Below are 22,768 nucleotides of genomic sequence, written 5' to 3'. Positions count from 1 at the left end.
TACTTCACCGATAATTGCAAAAATGGCGAGACCTAATTTGGAACTTGTGATTAACTATTTTAAGCGCATTAAAATTGAACAGAAGTAATTGAAGTGAATAGCGCTACCAATTTACGCTATTTTGTATTTTAAATATGCCATTTATAGCGATCAGTTGTAACTTTTTTCCAATTAATACGATAAAAAATTGAAGTAAAATTTTGACTATAAAATTAATTCTAATATATTGTAGCATGGATGAATAAGCATTGAGCCGATAGTTTACGCGATAATTAAACTAGTTCTTTAATTGTAATGTTTGAAGATGAATAACCCAAACCACAAAATTGATATTATCGATGGCATGAGCGATGTTAACAACTACCGCATTGGCAACCTTATTTATTATCACTTCAACCACCAGACATCATTTAATGATGCCGTACCGGTCAAGTGTATCGCGCGTATCATGAATTTGACCAGCGATGGCAAGCCTGGAATGCTTGCTATCGCTGGTCCAAATGAGTTTACTGTGGAGATCGAGGCAGTTGAAGACCACATTGAATGCATTAAAATAAGCGAAATCGAAGGGCTGAAACGGCTGCTTATTCAGCATAACCCATATCCATCACTAGATCTTTCCAGTTCGGACACTTTGCATGTGGTCCAAAATCTATGTCTCGATGACTTGGGTGTCAGATTGAATGACAGCTTTATTGCCCAAACCGATATGTGGAATCGCTATATCTATTATGAGCAGGAATAGTGCTCATTGCTGACTAAGCCTGCTTTGCTTCTAGGTTTCCAGTTTTAAGATGCCATGTTTTGGCTTTAGCAGGTGCGTTTTCTTTTCCGAGTTGCTCTTCAATGGGCCGGTTCAGCGAATATTGGAATTTGAACCCGGTAACATCAAATGCGTAAAGGATCATCATTTTCAGCTGGGCTCTCAAATTGGCTTTCAGATAGGAAGTTGCTTCAAGGACGGGAAAAATGGAATGCAGTAATAGCTCTTTCCGTTTGTTCCGCTCCGCCTGAATCTCCTGGATGAATTTCGCAAGTATCTTGGAATGAACATCTGGATGACAATATTTCTCCCATGCCTCCCTGGCTTTCAATCCCATTGCAGCGGCGTCATCCTTTCTTGCACGGATAATTTCATCGAGGCGGGGAAGATCACTTTCCGCAACAGTGATTGAAAATTCGTCCCAGGGAATTTCGTCCACTGGCACCCAATTGTCGGCAATAATGACAGGAACCCTTCCTGCTTTCATCACTTCAAACAACCTGATGCTTGAAATTCCTGCTCCGCGCGGGCAGAGGAAGAAAGCGGACTGCGCCAGCATATCTGCATATTGGCGCTGCGAAAGTTCCTTGCGGTTTACATAATCGCTTTCATAATTCCAATGTTGATAATTATTGGTTTCTTTGATGCGGACGTCGCTTGCCGGAACTTTCAGCTTAAAAAGCTTTTTTCGCACCCAGCTCGTAGAACCGCCCATAAAAGAATAGAGGAATTTCTTTGGCTCCTCAGAGACCGAATGATCAACAAAAGCATTAGGTACTTTTCGTTGAGAAAGGAAATATGGAATAGTTTTAATTCTTTTATGGCTTAATACACCGCTCTTATTTGAAGCATAACAAGCTGGTAAAAAATAAGTTGGTTCATCAAATTCACCAATTACCACACATTTTTCCGGGTATTGCTTATATTCTTTAGTTCGACGTATATAACTTGGCGTGTCGTTTTCAAATATTACTACATCTGCTTTTTCTGCGCTGTTAACTACCTGAAAGTGAGTCGTGTCAGAGTGAATAATTGCAGAGAGCGTGGCGGAAACGCTTTGTTCGTTCCAAACTTTAATGGGGTAAGTTAGTTTCATAGAAATAAACGTTTAAATTTTAGTAATCGAAGAGTTGATATATGTAAGCAAATATCGTACTAAGTATGTACGCGAAATGATTTAAGCCGGATGAAGTCCTACGGAAAATTAATTTACACTTATGAATAGTGTACATAAATCAAAAAAGCGATCAAACTATTTATAAAAATACCCCATTACTATTTCTAAGTGAAATGAATGGGGTAAAGGATATTAATTGCGGGGTCAAACCAAAAAGATCATTATGGAATGCGCGTCGATATTACCTCGCCTGCGTCATTAACCGTAATCCTGAACTTTGTTCCGTTAGGACTTACGTAGATATTAGGACTTACATAAATATCAACATTATCAGAAGTTGTTGTTTTACCCGTTGATATTGTTGACATGAAATTGGACCTCACATTACCTGCAAGTCTGCCGACACCCCTAATAAAAACATTCCATTCAGTAGCATTTAAATTGATGCGATAAAATGGATCCGACGCTTCAAATGAGCCGCCATCCACAATCAGCGTTCCTTTTCCCGTGCCTTCTCCACCGCCGTAACAGGTAATCATGGAAGAATTATAAGCGGCCGCGCGGTTCGACTTTAAAATGTTGACATTCTGGAGAATGATAGAGCAGGGACGGTCAATGTAAAATAGAATATCATCCTGTGGATCGAAGTCATTAATCTCTATCCCGGAAATCATAATGCTCGGTGCGTCATTTGAGTTGGTTACGGTCATGAACCGTTTACCTGTTTCATATCTTCCGCCGGAAATAACGTACGACTGCGAGTTGTTTATTTCATACTCAACATTATTGTGAGAGCTGCCCAGGCCATAAAAATAGACTGCCCCATTTCCAGTTCCGCTTGCGCCAGCCCGTGACACATTACTGAAAAGCTTATCGAGGTAAGCGCCAAAACCTCCGATCCATGTATTTTGCAATGTGTTTGGACCTTCAATCAGCCAGCCTATCTGGCCTGAAACAACACTTCCATGATTTCCCCAAACACTGCAGTTTTCCCACTGCAAATTACTGATATCAGCTCCTCCGCCGCTAACGTGGCCCATTCTCCAGCCAACACTATTGACGCCATTGCCAAGCGTTGCGTGGCAATCCTTGAAAGTAATGTGTGACGTTGAATAGGAGGGACTGTCTGTATCAAGGTCAAACACCTGAAGATTTTTAATGCCGCTTTCAACACGGACTTTCACGCCGGAAATTCTGGCAAAACGCAAACCTTTAATGTAAAATATGGCTTTGTCATCCGGACCGGAGTACACAATCTGATAACGCGGATCTCCGTGCGCTTCAATATCCATGTAAACCTCATTTTGGCCGGGCTCCGGTACGATACGGAGCGTATTTTTAATCTTGTAATAGACATTGGCCGCTGGAATCAGCAGTGTCCCCTTGGCTTGCTTGCAGGCGTTGATGGCGGCCTGGAATGCTTCCGTGTCGTCGTGATTGCCGTCACCCAATGCACCATAATCCAGGACGGAAAAGATTTTCATCTCATTAGTTGCTGCGGTGCGGGCGGCAGAAGGTTTTGTAGTCTTCGGTTTAACCTGTCCAAACGTGTTCAGTACAAGGAATAGAAGAGGAGCGAGTAGTAAAATTTGTTTTTTCAATATGAACGTGGGTTAGTTGAAAACGAACTAATTTACTACTTGTAAAAGTATTTTGCAATCGTGAAACAACATTTGTTAAAAGGACCAGATGTAAAAAAATGCCCTGAACCTGTGAATAAAAATTCACAAAGTTCAGGGAAGAGCGAAGACTGTTAAGTCACACTTCCTAGGTGGTAACCAATTCTTTCACCATGGCAAAAACAGTGTCGTAGATTGATACAGCAACTCTGTAACCCAAGTAAAAATGGCCTTCATTAGCTGGGTGAATGCCATCAGAAGAAGTGTAAATATCTGAATTCCCGGTTCCATTAGGGGCTCCAACCCTTCCTGTTCCACTGATCCAGGCTCCACGCGTATCTGTTGAGACAGGAATAAATCTGATGTAAGGATCGTTTATAGCGGTAACCGCAGCCTTGATCTTATTTTCGACACCAATGATCGTCGCGCTAGGTCCTGAACTTCCGGACCAGGCACCCAGAACGAGGATCGGCACAGCCGGTAAAATGCGCCTCGTTTCTCTTAGAACAACAGAAACTGCCGGTTCCAGAAGAGCATCATTTGCATCATTGATACCGCCGGCAAACACAACCATGTCCGGATCATTTGTGGTCCAATCCTGCAGGCGCTGAAGAAAGGTATATTTTGTGGATGCATTATTCGTATATCCTGTCCCCCCAACCCCGCTTGCCACCACGTCCTTAACGCCAAGAAAATCTCCCGCCACCCGCGCATAGCCATTGGGAGCGAAAGTAGCGCCTGTGGTTTCGGTGAATGAATCGCCCACAAAAACAACCCTCTTTCCAGTTGTTGGCTTCCAGATGCTAAAAGTCGGTCCGACGTATGTGGCTATAAACAGATAGCCAAGGCCTGATTCAATCGCAATTTCACGCATTTGTGAGTTCGCGAATGTTAGCGTAAGATATTCATTACCACCCACAGAGCTTGAAGAAGTCCCTGCAGTAACATATTGGCCATTAACAATGAACCGATAGGGAATAGAATACCCCTGCACCAGAAAAGAGATTTGCGTGGCATCAGAATTAAGAATAATGCGCCAAAGTGTGCCCTGCTCACCATTTCCTAAATTCCCTCCGGTGGGTCCCATGGTAGCAGCATCCACGCCGATCGCTCCCGACAATACTTTGGGTGTACCGCCTGTGATCAGGAACGGACTTGCCGGGTTAAGCGCTCCCGAGACAACCGGAAAATAGGATTTGGTCAGGCCAGCGGGAACGGTTGAGGATGAAGTGATCGTTGGCGGACTGGTCATTATTTCCCTTGTCCGTAGATTCGACTTTAAGGCACCTTCGGCAGTCTGAAGGATTGCTTGCAAGTTAAATAATCGCGAATCGCATATAGATGCGTCATTGGTACAGGAAGTAGCCATGTTTTTCAGTTTTATGGGAGTTTTTTTAATGGTTCCGGTATTTACGAGTTTTCTGTCGAAAACCGATTAAAAAACCCAATAAAGGTGAAGCGAAATCCGGCTCCTCGCTTAGAGTCGAAATCTCAGCGTTACGCGATAACTTCTGCTTACGAGTGGTTTGGAACTGTGGGGTGCATGGCCACTTTTTTGTAGATGCGTTCAATTTCATCGAGCGCTTTATCTGAATCAAATCGTTTCACATTGAGCGTCCCTGCGCGAACCAGTTGATCACGTTCACTGGAAGACATGTTCACAGCCCTTTCAAGAGTATCGGCAGAATCCATCGCCCACCTGGCAGCGGCTTCTACGTCCAGCGGACGCCGGTTAATGTAAATGCAGGCATTGGCGGCCACTTCGTTCATCGGGGCCTCGTTTGTTGTGATCACCGGACACCCGGATGCCATTGCTTCTGCGATAGGCCAGCCAAATCCCTCAGCTAATGACGGAAACAAAAATACTGTCGCAGCAGCATAAGCTTTTTTTAAGAATGTGTCGGACATTCCTTTCAAAAAATAGATATCATTTTTGTAGTCGGAATGTTCCGCAGCCCGCTTGATGCTTTCTTCCGGAAGATCTCCGATCATCAGCAATGGCAATTTCAACTGCGATTTTTTGCGCCAGGCCAGATACATTTCAACGACGCCCTTTTTGTTTTTATACCAGGTGTTTCCTCCAACGTGCAGAATATAGCCTTTTGAAAAGTCGGCATGAATGTCCTTTCCAAGTTCAATACGTGTCAAAGTAATGTCAATGTTTGACAGAAAATCCAGTGCTAGTCCGTTGTAGACCACTTCTGAAATTTGTGGCGCGGAGCCAAGAATCTCGTGCAGATCGGACTGCGTTTTATTTGAAATAGAAATGAAGTTTTTCCCTTTGCTAAAACCACTGCGAATGTATTGCTGATATTGCTGTCCAGACCATCCCGTTGGGTTTTCGGGAACCAGCCCCATAGCACTTTGCTGTGCGAGTAAATCGTGGCAATGTATAACATGCATTTTGTCTGCAACAAGCGTTACCCACGGACCTAAGGCGTGATCTGACAGCACAAACAAGGTATCTTTCGGCAATTTGCTGATTTTGCCTTTTACCGACATGGGAAAGACAATGTATTGATCCATGTAGCCAGGCCACTTCTTCATATTTTCGGGAAATGGCAGGTTATGAAACGCAGGTTTAGGAGCCCAGATCTCAACTTCATGCCCGCGTGCTTTCATGCCGTCTGCAAGCCAGTAAGTGTAGCGGTCAATGCTGCGGACATTTGCGAATTTTGGGTGGGCAAAAAATATAATCTTCATGAAGTAATGATTAGCGAAGTGCAAACATCTTGCTTAATACGAAGTTGAATTTCCGGGCCAGAAAATACATGATCCAGTAAAGAATGACCATTTGTATCCAGCCTCTCACGATGAATGAGAATAAATTTGCAACGCTTTCAGACACCGTGGAAAGGGACAAAAACATAAAAATGGTGCTGATAGGCAGCAAACCCGCAAGACTGATCAGCGTGATGCCGCTTTTTTGTCCCCGGTTTCGAGCCACAATAACAAACAAGTCGAGCAGGAAAAAAATCGGGAGCATCCCGAGTCCTAAAAACAGCAGATACCACCATCCGAATGCGGCCATTCCGGTTCCCGCAAATTGTCCGAGCGTGTAACCGCCAAGAACAGCGTTCCCACCTCCAGCTCTATAAATGAGGAAATCGCCAAATGATGAACCAATGATAGCCTCTTTGTCAATGTTAATTTCCAACATATTCAGGATTGGCTGAGGCAATTCCGCATAAATTTTATCAATCGAATATTCTTGGACTTGGTTATCGGCTACCCCGATCTTGTGAAACTGTTCGAGACTGGAATCGTTGAACTTTAGGTTACAAAACCTTGCAAGGAATATGTTGTCGAAATAGTGTTCGTCATACAGGATGTCCTGATTGGTGGCGGCGTTTGCCCTTTTATAAATTCGTAGAGCCTTTTTGTCTTCAAAAACGTCAAGCGTTTTCAGCAACATTTCAGTTTTCGATATTGATCCGCGCTGCTGGCGTACAATAACCATGGCAGTCCCGATGTCTGAGAGGGGGCCGGTAACAAGCCATACAGCCAGGGTTACAATTAGGATATTCCTGCCCGTCACCAGTTTATACTGGAATTTTCCCAGTAGCATTCCCAGGAAACAGCCCATCGCTGCGGATACAATTCCGGTGATGAACAGAGACCTGGCATTTCCTCCGACGCCCACTGCGAAAATTATAGCAGTAAACACCATTATTTTGACGGCATAGCCTTTTAAGTTAGGTTCTTCCGCGCTATAAAGCTTTTTAATTAATATAAAGTAAGGCGCGTAGGAAAAAGGAATAAGGCCCTCTATAAAGTGGTTGCCAGCGCCTTCTGTTTTTAGCTCGTATGATTGTTTGTTGAAAAAATACGTAACAAACATGGATGTGAGGCCAATAATACCCATCAGCCATATCTCCGAATTGGCAGGCGTCTTAAAAAATTCCCTTTTCCTCAAAAAAGACTGTATGCTGCTTTTAACCCTGGACGGGTAGATTTTCTTGTAGATAGAATGCGTCAGGATCAGAACCGCCAGCGCAAGCAGTGAATGCAGAAAGACTTCGTAGGGATACTTGAGGTTGTAAACCAGTGGCTTTCCTTCCATTAATGTAAACACCGTTGGGAATACATACTGAGTAAGCGCAAACCCGGTAATAAGGAAGGTGGAAAGAGAGTATTTGTTGAAATTGTTACTGCTAATAATGAAAATATAAGTCAGTGACCATGCGGCAATAATGCAGCAGACTGCAAAGAAATTCTCAACGCTCCAGAATATAAGCAATTGCAAAAATGCTGCGGCAAACACGGCAAGCCACGACCAGCGGGTGAAGGTTTGCAGGAAGGCACTTTGTTTTTTTGTCTGGTCTACCAGGGATTGACTTCCAATAAGATTCAAAAATTGTATTTTGGTTCTCTCGGTCATATCGTCTGATCACATTGAGTACTGGCACTGAGGCGCATAGTGTACGGGTTAAGATTCTTAAATGGGTTGGGCGATGGCCAATTCCTGCAATACTTTCCTGCAAATGTCTTCATTACCGACTTTATTGTCTCTGACCCTTTTCATGCCATTCAGGCGGATTTGCTCTCGCTTCGAATCATCCTGTAAAAGATCGGCACAAATCTGGGCGCACTCATCGGCATTGTCCCAGAAGACAGCATCTCTTCCTTCTTCATACATGGCCAGATGCTCGGGCGTGCGCTCGGCACAGAACAATGCGCCTATATAAGGAATCTCAAGAGACCGCTGTGTATGCTCGTCGCGATTGCCTTTGGACAGCATACCGATACATATTTTCGACCCCTGGATCGCTGAGACGTAACTTTCTCCCCCTAATGCACCGCCCCGGTAATAGGGCTCGAGCCGTGGCCAGTGCGGCGATTTGGACCACCTGTTTCCCCAAATGCTTATCGGAATTCCTTTTTCGATCAGTTTCAACAAAAACTCATCCCTTTTCTCGTGGCGCATCCAGGTTCCTATAAAAGCGACGTCAGAACGAAAATCGGCTGGGATCAGGGAAAGATCGGTCAGTGGCTTGTGAACCGCTTCGTCGTAAGACATGGTAACCTTCAAAACCTTTTTTGCTCCCTGATCTTTGTATTCCTGAACATTGATTTCGCGCATTACTGTGCACAAATCGTATTGCGGAATGGACTTCATGAGCATCGCAAACCGTCTGCCATCGCGACCGCCTGTAGGATCATCATTATTATATAGAACAACCGGCACATTTAAGGTCCTGAGATATTGCATTGCTTTGGGGCCGAATAGTTCGCCGCCATTGATCCAGATCAGATCAGGCATGCTGGCAAGCTGAGGAATACGCTTTTTCAGCCAGCGGTTAATTCGTCCCTGTAAAAGAAAGTAGCCGGTACGAAAATGAATTTTATCTTCAAGGGAAGTATTAATTACCGCCATATAAGGATCTTCGAGCATAACCTGATGCCCAAGCCTTTCCAAAGCTTTGGCACGGTGGTAGCACGTTGAGGGGAGGTCGCTGTTGCCAAGATATAGTATGTTCATAAAGAGGAGGTGAAACGAGGGTTATTCGTATAACTTGAAACACGGGTCAGGTGTTGCGGGCTAACTTTGAGAGAGTGGTTTGCTTTTCCCTAAAAGTTTATTGATGATAGGAAGTCTGGCAAGCATGGATTGAATGCGATCGTTGATTTGTAATGACAAACTGTTCCAATAGCGCCATATATTCAAGCATAACAACAATAAGCCGATAATTAATGATGCCCACTGATATTGGGGGAACACGATCATTAAGCTCATACTCAGTGCAGCAATATATACGGAAGCAGTGGCAATTCCAGACGCTTTCGCAGGCCATATTAATCCGTTTTCTTTTAACCAGATCTTGGCATAATGAAGAAAACCGATTGCCGCCACGATTTCGGCCATCAGCAAGGCAATACCCGCGCCAAGAATATGCAGATAAGGAACAAGCAAAAGTATCCCGCCAACCACAACCAGCGAAGAAATGAACGAAATCAAAATCTGCACTTTCAGCAAATTATTCCCGACCGTCACAGCCATTGCAGGCTGAGCCAATGCAAAGAATAACACGCCGGTTGACAATGCTGCGAGCAAAATAGGATCAAATTCAATTTGACCCTTAGTCCAGACTGAGAACAAAGCCGGTGCTATACACTGTAAGATGAGCACGCCAGGAGCAAGCAGACCAATGAGAACAAACCACACGGTTCCAAAAGAGACTTCCATTTTTTGCTGATTCTTTTCCCGAAGGAAGCGCATAAGCTCAGGCAACAGGGGATGGGTGACTGTTAAAAGTCCCTGTTGCGTAACATTAGCAACAGTGCGAATGGTTGAGAATGCAGCAACACCTGCCGCGCCTGTCAATGGTGCCATGAGTAGGCGAACACCCTGCTGTTTGAAATTATCAAGAAAATAGCGACCCGAAAGTGTCATTGAAACGCCGAAATTTTGGAAACCTTGTTTGAAGGAGTAGTCGCCGCTGGCTATTCCTTCCTTTCGAAGCAGTCGTAGGATATCGGCTAACTGGAAACCAAGCAAAACCACAACACCTCCGATCGCGCCAGCGCTCGCTTGAAGCAAATTGGCGCCGTTGATCACGAAAAGAACAGGAATAAAGGAGGTAACCATAGCAAGCAGCACATTCCACCAACCCATTCGGGGATAATATCCAAATGCACTTAAAGCCCTGAAAAACAAGCCGAGTAAATTTGTTAACGACCAGCCAATCCACTGAATGACAATTGCCCAGCCAATTTCAGAACGTAGGTTAAGTGAATCCGAGCTGTCTTCCCCGAAAAGAAAATTCATGTCTATATGCATGGACAGCAAATACACAAGAAGCAGCTCAATAAAACTTACAATCGCCGCGATCCTGATCCCGGACCAGAGATTAAAGGCGATTTTGGGCCGGTGCTCAGGTCCTAGTTTCAGAAATTCATATTCGAGGAAATCGTTGTGACCTCGGTCTAGGGTAGAAAGGACATTCACCAGCGCTTGAATAGCGATCCAGATCCCGTATGTCTTTATGTCCCAGTAGGTGAGGAATATTGGAACTAAAGCAACCTGGGTGAGCATCGTAACTAAGATGCTCGCCCAGGAAGCCACTGTGCCAGAAATCAACCGTTTAGCGGTAGACATAAAATGTCTTTATGGTGGTTCGAACTATTCTATTCGAAATAATTCAGTACGCCGAAGCCTTCTTTAAGTAGCAATTGATCTTTCTGAAATAGGCGAAGATCTGAGCTTACCATGTCTTCAATAAGCGTTTCCAGGGTATACTTCGGTTTCCATCCTAGTTTTTCCATCGATTTGGTCGGGTCACCAATCAACAATTCAACTTCAGTAGGTCTGTAATATCTTGGATCGATTTTCAGGACAACAGTTCCAGGTTTGAGATGGTCACCATCAGCGATGCCTAATGCTGCCAAACGGGCAGGATCAACAGAAGCGATAGCTCCTTCCTCGTTTTCTTCTGAACCGGTAAAAGTTAGTTCAACACCTAGAAAAGCAAATGTTTGTCTGATGAATTCACGAACTCGGGTTGTAACACCTGTTGCGATAACAAAGTCCTCAGAAACTTCTTGTTGAAGGATCAGATACATGGCCTCAACGTAGTCCTTGGCATGTCCCCAATCTCTTTGCGCATCAATGTTACCCATGTAAAGGTAATCTTGAAGGCCTAAAACGATCTTAGAAGCAGCACGGGTAATTTTCCGGGTTACAAAAGTCTCGCCGCGTAACGGTGATTCGTGGTTGAACAAGATTCCGTTTGAAGCAAACATACCGTAAGCCTCGCGATAGTTTACCGTAATCCAGTAAGCGTACAATTTTGCAACCGCATATGGGGAACGCGGATAAAATGGCGTCGTCTCAGATTGAGGCACAGCCTGTACGAGCCCGTATAACTCGGATGTCGATGCCTGATATATTTTAGTTTTTTTGGTTAATCCCAAAAGGCGAACCGCTTCAAGGATACGCAATGTACCTATCCCGTCCGCATTGGCCGTATATTCCGGCATTTCAAAACTAACCTGCACGTGACTCATGGCAGCCAGGTTGTAAATCTCATCCGGCTGGACTTCCTGAATGATACGAGTCAAATTCATGGAATCTGTCAGGTCTCCGTAATGCAGGATAAACCTTGCATTGGTAACGTGCGGATCTTCATATAAATGATCAATACGTTCGGTGTTGAAAAGAGAACTTCTGCGTTTGACACCATGAACGGTATAACCTTTGCTTAGAAGAAGTTCGGTCAGATATGCGCCGTCTTGTCCGGTTACACCTGTGATTAATGCGATTTTAGCCATGAGGTGGTTGGTTGTATTGGTGAAAGGCTTTAACTACTGGACCAAATTTGGTTCTTCTTTTTCCAGCCTCTCATAAATTTTTTTAACATCCTGAGAGTTGTTTTTATTGAGCACGAGAATAGCATCTTCGGTTTCCACCAGAACAATGCCGGTTACACCCAAAAATTCAACATGTTTGGTGGAGCCTACCACACAATTGTTGTCTTTGAAGCGGTGCAATTCACCTTCCCCCTGCCAGTGATCCCAGATTGATTCAAAAGATCCTAAATCTGACCATCCGAAATCTGCCTGCACGACTTTGATCTTAGCGGATCTTTCCATCACAGCATAGTCAATGCTTTTTGAAGGGATCAGCATGGTCTCCGTTTCAGGAAGGAAATTTTCGTTTGTTTTTTCATAGCATTCCAGAGACGTACGGAAAATCTCTGGTTCAAAAGCGCACAATTCGTCCAGATATACGCCCGCTTTGAAACAGAACATGCCGCTGTTCCACAGATAGCTTCCGGCGTCTAAAAATGCCTGCGCTTTGTCTTTGCTTGGTTTTTCCTGAAAAGAAACAACCTGGTTGCCATCAAACTCGATGTATCCGTAACCCGTCTCAGGCTTGCTTGGTTTGATTCCAAACGTAACAAGATGTCCTGTTTCTGCCAAACTCACGGCCTCCTTAACGGCCTGGGCGTACTTTGCTTCGTCCGTGATGATGTGGTCCGAAGGCGTTATTAGAAGCACATCGTCTGGATTTGCTGTAAATGCTGCAAAAGCAATCGCAGCAGCTGTGTTTCTCGGTGAAGATTCAATAATTTCGGAAGACTCCGAGATGTCTGCTCTAAGCAAGTCAGCTTGCGACAAGAGGAAATTATCCTTGTTGCCAACAACAAGCAGATGATGCGTGAGACCTTTGCTCCGTTCCGCTGTCAGCTGAAACAAAGATTTGCCCCCGAACATGGGAATGTACTGCTTAGGCATTGATTTTCGGGAAACTGGCCACAATCGGCTGCCCACTCCACCTGATAATATGACGTGAATAATCTTTGACACTTTGAAGAGAGATTAACGTTGAGTTGAAATATGTTGGATGGACCTCCAGTAAAGCCGGTTTCGATTAACTTTTACCAACCAGTTTTTTCAGCTTTTTACCAAATTCGCTGGAACTGCTGGTTTCTTCTGTATAATATCCGTATCCATAACCACCGTATCCATACCCGTATCCGTAACCAGCTCCATAGTTAACACCATTGAAGATCACAGAAAGGTTGGAGAAGCGGCGGGCGCGTTGCAATTCGCCAATCCGGCGCAAATGGTCGAGCACAGTGTAATTAAAACGGACAATGTAAAGCGTTGCATGTACATATTCTGCAATTAGGGCCGAGTCCGTCACCAAGCCGTAAGGCGGGGAATCGATCAGAATATAATCATATTTCTGACGAAGTTCTGCCAACAGCACCGGAAGCTTGCCATTGCTCAGCAATTCCGAAGGATTAGGAGGAATAGGGCCGCTCGTAAGCACATCAAACTTGGGATGGACGCCGGTAGGCTGAATAAAGTCCTCCACATTTCCCTGGCCGATCAATGCATTGGAAGCACCAGTCTTATTAGGAAGACCGAGCCTTTCGTGCAATGTTGGTTTACGCAAATCGAGACCGATAAGCAATACTCTTTTATCGGAGTAAGCAAGGCTGGCAGCCAGGTTGATACTCACAAAACTCTTTCCTTCTCCACCAATCGAAGACGTGAACATCAGCACGCGGCATGTTCCATCTCCCAGATATTGAAGGTTCGTTCTAAGTGCTCTGAATTGTTCCGCAACAGCGCTGCGGCTGGTCATTTTAATGATCGCATCTTCGCCAGGCTGTCCGCCTACGTTTTTCATCAATCCGATTTCACCCAAAATAGAAGCATGGGTAACCTTTTCAATTTCTTCTCTGCGCTGAACCGTATTGTTCAGCATAAAGAGCAGGTTGATCAGCAAGATTGGAAGTAACATTCCGGCAGCACCGGCTCCAAGCCATACCAATGATCTCTTAGGTTTGATCGGGTTGAATGTTGCGATCGGTGCGTCGATCAGTCGGCTGTCCGTTACTGTCGATGCATAAGCAAGTGCAGTTTCTTCTCTTTTTTGAAGCAGGTAAAGATAAAGCTCTTCTTTGATCGATTGCTGACGCTTGATGCCAACGAATTCTCTCTCTTTTTTCGGGATGCTTCGTAGTCCGGCAGAAAAACGCGTGTTAATCCCTTCCAGGTTTTTCTTGGTAACTGCCATCCCACGTTTCAGGTTTTGCACGTTCTCACGAATGGATTGGCGCGTGCCGTCAAGCTGTGTATTAATGGTTTCAAGCAAAGGGTTTTTCGCAGTGGTTGTCCGTGCGTAGCGCTCACGCTGCAATTCAAGCTCATTGAATTTGGTCAGCAAAGAAACCAAAACGGGATCATCGATCATGTATGTAGCGGGTGCGACCGCACCTTGACCGGCATTCTGAATGTAATTGTCAACACTTTCAAGAATGCTGATTTTCGTGTTCACCTCATTCAGCTTCGAATCATTTTCCTTAATGTTTTCAAGGAACAATTGCGATTCTGCGCTAATGTCCGTAATGCCCTGCGTTGTTTTATACGATTCAACATCTCTCTCTACATCACCAAGCTCGCCTGTGATCAGACCTAGTCGGTTTTCAATGAATTTCAATGTATTGCTCGCTTCGCTGTTCTTATCATTCAATGACGATTGCACATACACGTCCAGCAATTTATTCAAAACGTCTTTCGAACGTTGAACTTCTGAATCCTCAAATGTCAATTCGAGAACCGTGCTTTTCGTGTTTGGCTGCTGAACAGAAAGCCTGTCAAGCATATTTTCCGCTAGGTTTTTAGCATCAGTAAAGTTTACTTGAACTTCCTTAAATTCAGAGTCTACGCCTTTTTCGATGACAAACGCTCCCCAGGGATTGTTGAAGCGCTGCCCGAATTGGAAAAGTTGTTTTTCATCATTGAAGCGAAAATGAGTACTGTCTTCCATGTGAATGGTCATCGGCTCCGTGTAAGCGAATGGTGCAACCACCTCAGCTTTAATGATAACCGGACTGGTTTTATACAAATTGATTGTACGTAAACCGTCTTTGGCCGTGAAGTAAATATCAAGGTTCAATTCCTTGATAACCTGCTCCATCAAAGCCTGCGATTTGATAATTTCCAATTCATTTTCAACCAGCTTGTTTCCTCCAAACTGAGAACCAAGTTCCGACAGGATATCACCCTGCGTTCCTGAAAGTCCCTTTTGTTCGTCCTTGATCAGCAACGTAGTTTTTGTGCTGTAAATAGGCAAGGTAACCTGCAGGTAAAAGAATGCAGCCGTAAGGCACAGGAAAAGGAAAATTGGAAAAAGATACCAATACCTGAAATACTTACGGATGTAATCGTTTAAGCTGAAGTCTTTCTCTTCTTCCTCAAAAAACTCTGGTTGCGCCATGTTTCCGTTGATCGAATTTGAATTCATAGTAATATTGTAAGCGTGTTGAGTAAAATATAATGTTTAGGCTGTTATCTTGTTAGGTTGAGGATAAGGATCCCCAGGGTGCTTAATCCTCCTACAATGGTGACGATTAAAGGCACCGTTCTGATCCGGCTGTCCGTATCAAGCATTTTCGCTTTCACCGGCTCTACATATATTACGTCGTTTTTGTGTATATAATAGTAAGGAGAGTTAAAAATGTCTCTGGAAGTCATGTCTATACGCGCATATTCCCTTTTTCCATTCTCTTCACGGATGATCATTAGATTGCTGCGGTTTCCGTAAATGGTAAGGTCACCTGCAAGACTTAATACTTCCGGCAATGTGATCTTTTCGTCAGGAATTGTGTAAACGGCTGGAGTATGGACTTCTCCAAGAATCGACACCTTGAAGTTCAGGTTACGTACGATCACGCTTGGCTCTTTAAGATAGCTTTGCAGGCGGATACGGATGGTGTCGGCAGCATCGGTAGTTCTCAAACCGGCAATTTTAACGCGACCAACCAACGGGATTTCAATCGAGCCGTCAGAATCTACCAGATAACCAAGCGGTTGTACTTTGGCACCAGCACCATTCGAGCTGTAGTTTGTGCTTGCTGTTGTAAACAAGTTCGGCGTGTTAAACACTTCATTTGCCTCAGAGTTCAAGCTTCCGACAATGATAGCAAGTATGTCATTGGGCTGGATTTTTGGAATGTAGCTTTGTGTAATTTCCTGGCTGTAATACCGGGCTGAATCCCCTTGGAAATATACAATCGACTTTGGAGAGACACACGACGTGGTTCCGGCGATGAGACAAGAAATGACGAATAACGAAGCAAACCCTAAACCCTTAAAAATTTTCGGAAACGAATTCATGTGTAAACGATGAGTAGACATTATGGGTAATATAATATTGGAAAGCGACTGTTTGCAGTTGTGAAGAACGTGATTTAATCATTTATTACAAGACATAAGCCCGTACGCTGCCCGACATCTCGTTTTGTGCAAAGTATGAAGCCAGGCTATTCTTTCTATTGTACAAAAAAGCTGTCTTTTCCGATAGTTAGACAAATATAGAATAAATTCAATTATCGTCATCAAATATTTATAAGTTTTTACTTTCAAAACGAATGCTCAAAAACAGGCACTTTTGAAGAAACCTACCAAACGCGTCTCCAATGCGTGTTTTATTTCTATCACGACGTAAAAACGATTTTAAAATTTATTTTGTGATCACTCGCGTTTTCTGTTTTTTACAACATTGGCAAGGTTTATTTATGTCGCCAATCTTATATTCTTATTATTAAATTAATCTTTTTATGCGCCAGCGTACTCTTCATCCGATAGCCACAACATTCCTATGGTTGATTCTTGCAACCACCACTGCCCTGGCCCAAAAGATATATGTGGACGTAAATGGCAGTGATTCAAATACCGGAGACCTCAAATCTCCGGTAGCTTCTATCCATAAAGCGGCCGAAATTGCAAGAGAAATCAGTGCAAAAAACGCAAAAGGTCCCATCAAAATTTTGATTGGAAAAGGACATTATCCATTAGCCAGGCCCCTTGGCATTACAGCAGGTGTGAATGATTTCAACAATGTGCCTGTCATTTTCAAAGGAAATGCCGCAGCAAAGCCCGTTTTTATCGGAGGATATGAAATCAAAGGTTTTGTAAAGATTTCCGAAAAGCTTTGGAAAGTCCATGTTCCCCAAGCAGCGGCCCCGGGGACACAATTTGAACAGCTGTATATAAACGGAAAGCGTAGTCAGCGAGCTAAAAGTCCTAATGACGGTTTTTATCACCCGCTCGCTGTTTCGGAGGACATCATCAAGCAGGGTACAGGTCGCGTTGCAGAAGAAGCTGTGCAAAAGATAAAGCTTGCGCCAGACATATTTGAGCTGCTTACCAAAACTTCATCCGAAGAAAGGGAAGGCATACTTTTGAAGTTTTATCACTTTTGGGATAACACCTTTAAACCTTTCATAAATTTAAATCCGGCGGATTGTACAGTAAGCATACATGGAAAAGGTATGCAAATGTGGAACAAGATCACCGAAAAGTCTTTTCTGGAAATTGAGAATGCTATGGCCTTTCTTGACGAGCCAGGCGAATGGTATCTTAACAAAAAAGGTGACTTGTACTATTTTCCGAGAGAAGGTGAAATCATTAATGACGTAAAATGCATAGCACCTCTAACAAATCAGTTCATTACATTAAAAGGATCTACGAAAGCAAGACTTAAAAATATTTCCTTTGAAAATATTGAATTTAGAACTTCTAATTACAATTTGCCCGGCGGAATATTTGATCCGACTCAAGCAGCTTACCGAGCAGGCGCAGCAATTGAAATAGACTCTGCCAGCAATATTAATATAAAGAATTGTCGAATTTCTCAGACAGGTGCAAACGCAATATGGTTCAGACGCGCTTGCAGAGACAGTCGCGTGTCACATTGTTATCTGCATGACCTTGGTGCGGGAGCCGTGAAGATCGGTGAAACCGAGACAAGGAAAGACGACAATGATCTGACCAAAAATATTAGGGTAGATAATAATATTATTAGATCTGGCGGACGAGTATTGCCTTGTGCAGTTGCAGTAATCATTTTTAAAGCAAGTGAAAATATCGTTACGCATAATGAAATATCGGACTTTTATTACACCGGAATATCCGTTGGTTGGGTCTGGGGATATGCATCGAGTCCAAGCAAGGGAAATAAGATTCTGTACAACCATATACATAATCTAGGGCAGGAAGTCCTGAGCGATATGGGAGGTATTTATACCTTGGGCGCATCTGAGGAAACGGTCATTTCAAATAACGTAATTCATGATATATCAGCACATGAATATGGTGCCTGGGGAATTTATTGCGATCAAGGGTCAAGTTTTATTGAAATCGAAAACAACCTCGTTTACAAATGTGGAAGCGCAGGCTTTCACCAGCATTTTGGTAAAGACAATGTTGTCAGAAACAATATTTTTGCCTTGAACGGTCAGGGAGAGTTGCAATTAACCAGGGTCGAAAAACACAGGTCGCTGCTATTCACTAATAACATTGTTTACTCCGAAAAACCGGAAATTTTTCTATCCAATTGGAGCGCTGCGGACATTAAGGCTGATTCCAATGCCTACTGGACTGCAAACAAAGTCCAGCCAAAATTTGCCAGGCAGAATTTTTCTGAGTGGCAGGCCAAAAGTAAAGATCTGCATAGCAAATTGCTAAATCCGGCTTTTGTAAATGCTATGGCTGGCAATTTCCGCATAACAAATTTATCAACAGCGAAACAGATTAAGTTCAAACCTTTTGATTATCGTTCTGCTGGCGTTTATGGCGATGCGGCCTGGAAGGCACTCGCAAAAAGTGCTAAGGCAGAATGACGAAGCCAGCAAATATGTCGAGCTGTCTGCTGCCGCCGATAATGTTGCCGATAATGCTGTTACTGCCAATAAAGAATCCATTCAATTTGAAATTTAGTCCGGCATTGAAGCCGGCATATTCCTGGACCGAAAGTGGGAGGGAAATGGCAGCTTTTCCTTTTTCCCATCTCGGAGAAAGGAGAAATCCGGAGTAATTATAGAGCTTGGAAGCCCGATTGCTTTTTTGCAAACTAACCAGTGCTTGCGCATTGGCAAAAAAAGCGTCATTGATGCGGTAGTCTGCCGAAATAGCCAGCGACGTTGGTAATGCGATCGAGTATGTTTGATTGTTGCGGTTGGTTCGCTCGAAAAATTCAGGATAGCGGTCAAAAACCTCTGTGGTTTGACTGAATGTTGAGTTATTGAAATTATTGTTAAAATAAAGGCCCTTGCCTTTGGGAATCTGGATGTTGTAAGATTTGCTATAAGCAGAGTCTGCCTGGTAACGGATCCTTCCAAGATCGTTTATTGCAATGCCGAGGCGCAATTTATAGGGCTGGTTTGGAGCTGTTATGTATTCATAACTAAGTCCCAGATTAGCGCCGATGCCTGGCTTGCGGAACTTTACCAAATTTTTGACGCCAAAATCAGAATACAGCTTTCCTGCCGTCCTCGTCTCAACCGACCCTTCGGCAGTGCTTAGTGACGTCAGATATTCATTGATCCGATTGATGGTCCCGCTCAGCTCGGGAAGCGCAATGGAGGAATGCGCCACGCCATTGATATACTTTACAGATATGCCGCCGGTAAGCAAGTGTTTTTTATCACTGAAAAGCAGATAGGAAGCTGATGCATTAATTTCCGAAAAAACGGCAGCAGTCATTGTCATATTTTCCCTCGTCATCGTGTAAGGATATTCCTGAGGCACTTTTACAATTTCGCCGATTTCACTGATCAACCGGCCATCAGCGTCCCAATAGTTGGCATGCATCCGGGTCCTGACTCCGACCGAAACCGTGAGTTTTGAGTTAACGCCATAGGCGAAAGCTGGTCCACGCACATCGATGACGCCTGAGCCGGTGGAAATGTCGAGGGTTCCAAGTACATTCTGTCTGAGAAAGTTGCCATTAATGTGAGCCAGCTCTTTGACAGGAATGGAAGCAGTATTCGCGCCGATGGAGCCTTGCACGGATAGTACATTCAACGACCATCTTTTGTAAGGCAGGTGGAGAGACGCCGGGTTGAACAACGCGCTGCCCGGATCTGAACCCGCCGAACTATAAGAAGAGAAAAACTGTGCGCTGGCTAAGCCAGGTATGAATGTCAGCAAGATCAGGAGGCAATGTTGAATACACTTCATACCGCGCGTTTCTACCACCTTTTGAATACTTTAACCGAACCACCGAATGAATTGTAAAGCAGCTTGCCCTGGTCTCCCGCTAGTGTGACGCCCAGGAACAAACCGTTTTTCAATGGTCTGCTTGCTTCCAGGAATCCGGAGAACTGGTTGACTTTTGGAAAAATCCCATATTCCGGCACACGTTCGTAACGGTTGCCATTATACCAGTATGGAATGTCACTGGCCCTGTATTCTCCGTAATTTTGTGAGTAAGTCAGTTTGATCTGATAAGACCAGTTTTGCAAAACGCCCTGTGTTCCTAAATGAAAGGCAACTACACGGTTATTGATAAAATAATTTATAGGATCATTCGGGAGATCCCTTCTCGCGAGCTTCGCCGAGGTGACCAGTGGATTACCCAATCCCAATCCCCGGTAAGAATAGCCTTCTGTGTATACGGCGTGGTTGTAATAATACTCAACCCCGGACGGGGTCTCCTTTACATTTGCTTCGCCTGCCTGTCCTTTGCTATAAAAAACCTCTAACAAAAACTTCTGCCATTGCCACGGGCTATCCGACTTCCGTTTGTTAGTGATCGACAGCCCGGTTAACCCATCCTCAGCATTAGCAAGGTACGCAAGTGCACCTTTATCGTAAAACTGCTGACGATAACCAAAGAATTTTAAATTTTCGGTTTCCAGCTCAAGACCAAGGTCAATTGCGCCAAGGTGGTTTCCAATTTTAGAAATGTCTCTTTTTAGTCCATCTTTAACATATTTTTTCCCGGTTATCACATGCCAGAAAGCATCCGCACCGGAAAGGCTGTATTGATCCCCAAAAATCAGCTTATCACTTCCCCAAATAACCTCGTGATTGATGCCGCCGTAAAATTTAACCGGCCATTCCACCTTTCCGAACCGGCCGTGCAGCGAAGCGTTGTGAAAATAAGTTTCTACAGAAGATCCGTTGAACTCGCCATATTGAATGGGAGAGTCGCCCATCCACCCGTGTGAGAATGAACCTTTAAATGCAACAACTTTTCCAAGAAACGGCACATTCCAGAACTCCGGAACGCTTAACTCTACTTTGGGGATGCCCAATGCATTGCCGGAAATCGCATAAGATCCGGTTGAAAGCGTGCTGTCAACCAATCCTGAAATGTCTTTGGAACGACCTGCCTTTAATTGAAAAATACCTAATCTTCCCTTTACATAAGCTTCAACGGGAATAAACTCAAAGTCTTTACCAGCATTCAAACGCAGGTCCAGACCGAACCCCCAATCAAGCAATCTTTTGGTGCCGTCGTAATTATATGATTTGCTTAGTTTTCCGATGACAGATGCGGAAGTGCCGTCCAGTGGAATGCTGCCAAACTGATTCGCACGCATCCAAAATGGAACCTGATCATTGCTCGTTGCAAAGGCGGCAAGGCTAAGTTCAGCATTATAGAGTTTCCGTGCACCGGCCGTGTCCTCCTGATAACGTTGGCTGAAAGCCGCTGTGCATGATATGGAAAGAAGAAGTAATAAAAATTGCCTCATGAATTCAAATCGTTAATGTTGTCCGTGCGCCCTGTTTGCCTGCTGCAATGTCGGTCAGATCCGCCTCTAATTGTTTTAGAATGCTTTCCTTACTTAAATATAATTCAGAATATCTCCTTGCATTTTCCCTGTATGCGAGCAGGTCTGAACCTAAGGCGGCTTCAATGCCATCTCGCAAGGCAGATGGGGATTCGGGCTCAACAAGAATCCCGAGCGTGTGCGCTGAAATTACATCATATAAAGAAGTTCCGGGCAAAGCCGTTACAATCGAGCATCCGCCGGCCGCTAAGATGGCGGTCAGTTTACTGGGCATTACCAAATCAGACGCCGATTTTTTTTGTAAAACCAAATGCACGTCCGCTGTTGCCAGCAATGCAGAAAGCTTCTCATAAGGCTGCAAGGGGAAGAACCAAACATTACTAAGGCCCGCTTCCTGCACAAGGCTGATCAGGTTGTCTTTTCCACCGCCAGAACCGACAATGATAAAGACAATATCTTTACGATCCTTAAATGACTTGGCAACCTCCACAATAATCTCCAGTCCCTGCTTCTCACCCAGGTTCCCAGAATATAAAACAACCTTCGCGTCTTCGGCCAGGCTAAACTCGGCCCGCAATGATTGTGCTTTTGAAAGTGGTCGAATAACTTCTTCATCGACCCAGTTCGGAAATAGAAATATTTTGGAAGCAGGAATCCCTTTGTTGGCAATTTTTCTTTTCATGCCCGGGCTGATCGTGGAAACAGCCGCGCTTTGATCAAAAAGGAATTTTTCCAACTTGAACATAACATTAAGCGCTGTGTTGTTCTTTATCATGCCCAGATCTTTGGCAGCATCAACCTGCAAATCCTGAATATGCGTAACAAACATTGCGCCCCGTATTTTGGAATACAAAAGCGGCAAAATGCCCAGGTGGAAGGGAGGCGAAATGCATATCACCACATCATACTTTTTCCGGAATAACAGTTTAAACCAAATAGGAATAATGCCTGCCAGGAAAGAAAATTCGTGAATAATGCGTTTGACCGACGTTACTTTTGCGGGCACATACAAAGGAGCCCTGATAACCTCAACTTTCTGCAGATATTCTGTTTCCCAGCCTTTTCCTTTGTATTGCGGGTGTATCTCCCATTCGGGATAATAGGGGAGAGCGGTTACAACAGAGACCTCATGGCCGTTTTTGGCCAGCCACGCACCCATTTCACCGGTATATTTTCCAATCCCTGTGAGTTCAGGCGCATAGTTGATCCCATAAATGAGTATTCGCATAAA

General features: G+C 44.1%; 16 protein-coding genes. 2 read left to right on the top strand and 14 right to left on the bottom strand.

Features of this window, described 5'->3' with window-relative positions; all coding sequences use genetic code 11:
- Positions 1 to 304 precede the first annotated feature (304 nt).
- On the top strand, positions 305 to 745 hold the full coding sequence (locus tag LZG74_RS11995; RefSeq protein WP_233796822.1) for a hypothetical protein: 441 nt from the start codon (positions 305 to 307) through the stop codon (positions 743 to 745).
- 13 nt (positions 746 to 758) lie between these two features.
- Here LZG74_RS11995 and LZG74_RS11990 read toward each other — a convergent pair whose 3' ends face one another.
- The 11 genes from LZG74_RS11990 to LZG74_RS11940 form a co-directional block, all read right to left on the bottom strand.
- Positions 759 to 1,859 carry an exostosin family protein gene (locus tag LZG74_RS11990; RefSeq protein ID WP_233796821.1) on the bottom strand — a complete coding sequence of 367 codons (1,101 nt, stop codon included), beginning with the start codon at positions 1,857 to 1,859 and terminating at the stop codon, positions 759 to 761.
- 242 nt (positions 1,860 to 2,101) lie between these two features.
- Positions 2,102 to 3,481: a glycosyl hydrolase family 28-related protein gene (locus tag LZG74_RS11985; RefSeq protein ID WP_233796820.1), complete on the bottom strand. Its 1,380-nt coding sequence runs from the start codon at positions 3,479 to 3,481 to the stop codon at positions 2,102 to 2,104.
- Positions 3,482 to 3,647: 166 nt separating this feature from the next.
- Complete coding sequence (locus LZG74_RS11980; protein ID WP_233796819.1) at positions 3,648 to 4,868, bottom strand: SGNH/GDSL hydrolase family protein; 1,221 nt, start codon at positions 4,866 to 4,868, stop codon at positions 3,648 to 3,650.
- Positions 4,869 to 5,014: 146 nt separating this feature from the next.
- Complete coding sequence (locus tag LZG74_RS11975) at positions 5,015 to 6,202, bottom strand: glycosyltransferase (protein ID WP_233796818.1); 1,188 nt, start codon at positions 6,200 to 6,202, stop codon at positions 5,015 to 5,017.
- Between the two features lie 10 nt (positions 6,203 to 6,212).
- Positions 6,213 to 7,880, bottom strand: coding sequence for a hypothetical protein (locus tag LZG74_RS11970; protein WP_233796817.1), 1,668 nt, complete (start codon positions 7,878 to 7,880; stop codon positions 6,213 to 6,215).
- 57 nt (positions 7,881 to 7,937) lie between these two features.
- Positions 7,938 to 8,981 (bottom strand): glycosyltransferase, encoded by a 1,044-nt coding sequence (locus LZG74_RS11965; protein WP_233796816.1) that lies wholly within the window; start codon positions 8,979 to 8,981, stop codon positions 7,938 to 7,940.
- 60 nt (positions 8,982 to 9,041) lie between these two features.
- The gene (locus tag LZG74_RS11960) at positions 9,042 to 10,598 is read right to left on the bottom strand and encodes a lipopolysaccharide biosynthesis protein (protein WP_233796815.1); all 1,557 of its coding nucleotides are present in this window, start codon (positions 10,596 to 10,598) and stop codon (positions 9,042 to 9,044) included.
- Between the two features lie 29 nt (positions 10,599 to 10,627).
- Positions 10,628 to 11,770 carry a GDP-mannose 4,6-dehydratase gene (gene gmd, locus LZG74_RS11955; RefSeq protein WP_233796814.1) on the bottom strand — a complete coding sequence of 381 codons (1,143 nt, stop codon included), beginning with the start codon at positions 11,768 to 11,770 and terminating at the stop codon, positions 10,628 to 10,630.
- A gap of 33 nt (positions 11,771 to 11,803) precedes the next feature.
- Positions 11,804 to 12,808 carry a sugar phosphate nucleotidyltransferase gene (locus LZG74_RS11950; protein WP_310589318.1) on the bottom strand — a complete coding sequence of 335 codons (1,005 nt, stop codon included), beginning with the start codon at positions 12,806 to 12,808 and terminating at the stop codon, positions 11,804 to 11,806.
- Positions 12,809 to 12,872: 64 nt separating this feature from the next.
- A complete protein-coding gene (locus LZG74_RS11945) occupies positions 12,873 to 15,260 on the bottom strand; it encodes a tyrosine-protein kinase (protein WP_233796812.1) in 2,388 nt (795 codons plus the stop codon).
- Between the two features lie 44 nt (positions 15,261 to 15,304).
- The gene (locus LZG74_RS11940; RefSeq protein WP_233796811.1) at positions 15,305 to 16,132 is read right to left on the bottom strand and encodes a polysaccharide biosynthesis/export family protein; all 828 of its coding nucleotides are present in this window, start codon (positions 16,130 to 16,132) and stop codon (positions 15,305 to 15,307) included.
- A 443-nt stretch (positions 16,133 to 16,575) separates the two neighbouring features.
- Between LZG74_RS11940 and LZG74_RS11935 the strand changes: the two genes are divergently transcribed.
- Positions 16,576 to 18,639, top strand: a complete 2,064-nt coding sequence (locus LZG74_RS11935) for a right-handed parallel beta-helix repeat-containing protein (protein WP_233796810.1) — start codon at positions 16,576 to 16,578, stop codon at positions 18,637 to 18,639.
- Here the strand turns inward: LZG74_RS11935 and LZG74_RS11930 are convergent.
- Genes LZG74_RS11930 through LZG74_RS11920 form a run of 3 tightly spaced genes read right to left on the bottom strand, consistent with a single transcriptional unit; the run spans position 18,626 to position 22,765 of the window.
- Positions 18,626 to 19,978 (bottom strand): DUF5723 family protein, encoded by a 1,353-nt coding sequence (locus LZG74_RS11930; RefSeq protein ID WP_233796809.1) that lies wholly within the window; start codon positions 19,976 to 19,978, stop codon positions 18,626 to 18,628. The two genes, LZG74_RS11935 and LZG74_RS11930, sit on opposite strands and share 14 nt — an antisense overlap.
- Before the next feature lie 11 nt (positions 19,979 to 19,989).
- Complete coding sequence (locus LZG74_RS11925) at positions 19,990 to 21,498, bottom strand: capsule assembly Wzi family protein (protein ID WP_233796808.1); 1,509 nt, start codon at positions 21,496 to 21,498, stop codon at positions 19,990 to 19,992.
- Positions 21,499 to 21,502: 4 nt separating this feature from the next.
- A complete protein-coding gene (locus LZG74_RS11920; RefSeq protein WP_233796807.1) occupies positions 21,503 to 22,765 on the bottom strand; it encodes a WcaI family glycosyltransferase in 1,263 nt (420 codons plus the stop codon).
- Positions 22,766 to 22,768 lie beyond the last annotated feature (3 nt).

The organism is Dyadobacter sp. CY327, assembly GCF_021390415.1.
GTDB classification, from domain to species: Bacteria; Bacteroidota; Bacteroidia; order Cytophagales; family Spirosomataceae; genus Dyadobacter; species Dyadobacter chenhuakuii.
The sequence above is the reverse complement of the archived record's forward strand: the minus strand, read 5'-3'. Positions and strand labels throughout refer to the sequence as shown.

What these genes read in the sequence shown, in the direction of transcription:
- LZG74_RS11995 (WP_233796822.1), top strand. Translation starts at nt 305, where the DNA reads ATGAATAACCCAAACCACAAAATTGATATTATCGATGGCATGAGCGAT.
- LZG74_RS11975 (WP_233796818.1), bottom strand. Translation starts at nt 6,202, where the DNA reads ATGAAGATTATATTTTTTGCCCACCCAAAATTCGCAAATGTCCGCAGC.
- LZG74_RS11970 (WP_233796817.1), bottom strand. Translation starts at nt 7,880, where the DNA reads ATGACCGAGAGAACCAAAATACAATTTTTGAATCTTATTGGAAGTCAA.
- LZG74_RS11935 (WP_233796810.1), top strand. Translation starts at nt 16,576, where the DNA reads ATGCGCCAGCGTACTCTTCATCCGATAGCCACAACATTCCTATGGTTG.
- gmd (WP_233796814.1), bottom strand. Translation starts at nt 11,770, where the DNA reads ATGGCTAAAATCGCATTAATCACAGGTGTAACCGGACAAGACGGCGCA.
- LZG74_RS11940 (WP_233796811.1), bottom strand. Translation starts at nt 16,132, where the DNA reads ATGAATTCGTTTCCGAAAATTTTTAAGGGTTTAGGGTTTGCTTCGTTA.
- LZG74_RS11965 (WP_233796816.1), bottom strand. Translation starts at nt 8,981, where the DNA reads ATGAACATACTATATCTTGGCAACAGCGACCTCCCCTCAACGTGCTAC.
- LZG74_RS11930 (WP_233796809.1), bottom strand. Translation starts at nt 19,978, where the DNA reads ATGAAGTGTATTCAACATTGCCTCCTGATCTTGCTGACATTCATACCT.
- LZG74_RS11980 (WP_233796819.1), bottom strand. Translation starts at nt 4,868, where the DNA reads ATGGCTACTTCCTGTACCAATGACGCATCTATATGCGATTCGCGATTA.
- LZG74_RS11960 (WP_233796815.1), bottom strand. Translation starts at nt 10,598, where the DNA reads ATGTCTACCGCTAAACGGTTGATTTCTGGCACAGTGGCTTCCTGGGCG.
- LZG74_RS11945 (WP_233796812.1), bottom strand. Translation starts at nt 15,260, where the DNA reads ATGAATTCAAATTCGATCAACGGAAACATGGCGCAACCAGAGTTTTTT.
- LZG74_RS11990 (WP_233796821.1), bottom strand. Translation starts at nt 1,859, where the DNA reads ATGAAACTAACTTACCCCATTAAAGTTTGGAACGAACAAAGCGTTTCC.
- LZG74_RS11920 (WP_233796807.1), bottom strand. Translation starts at nt 22,765, where the DNA reads ATGCGAATACTCATTTATGGGATCAACTATGCGCCTGAACTCACAGGG.
- LZG74_RS11925 (WP_233796808.1), bottom strand. Translation starts at nt 21,498, where the DNA reads ATGAGGCAATTTTTATTACTTCTTCTTTCCATATCATGCACAGCGGCT.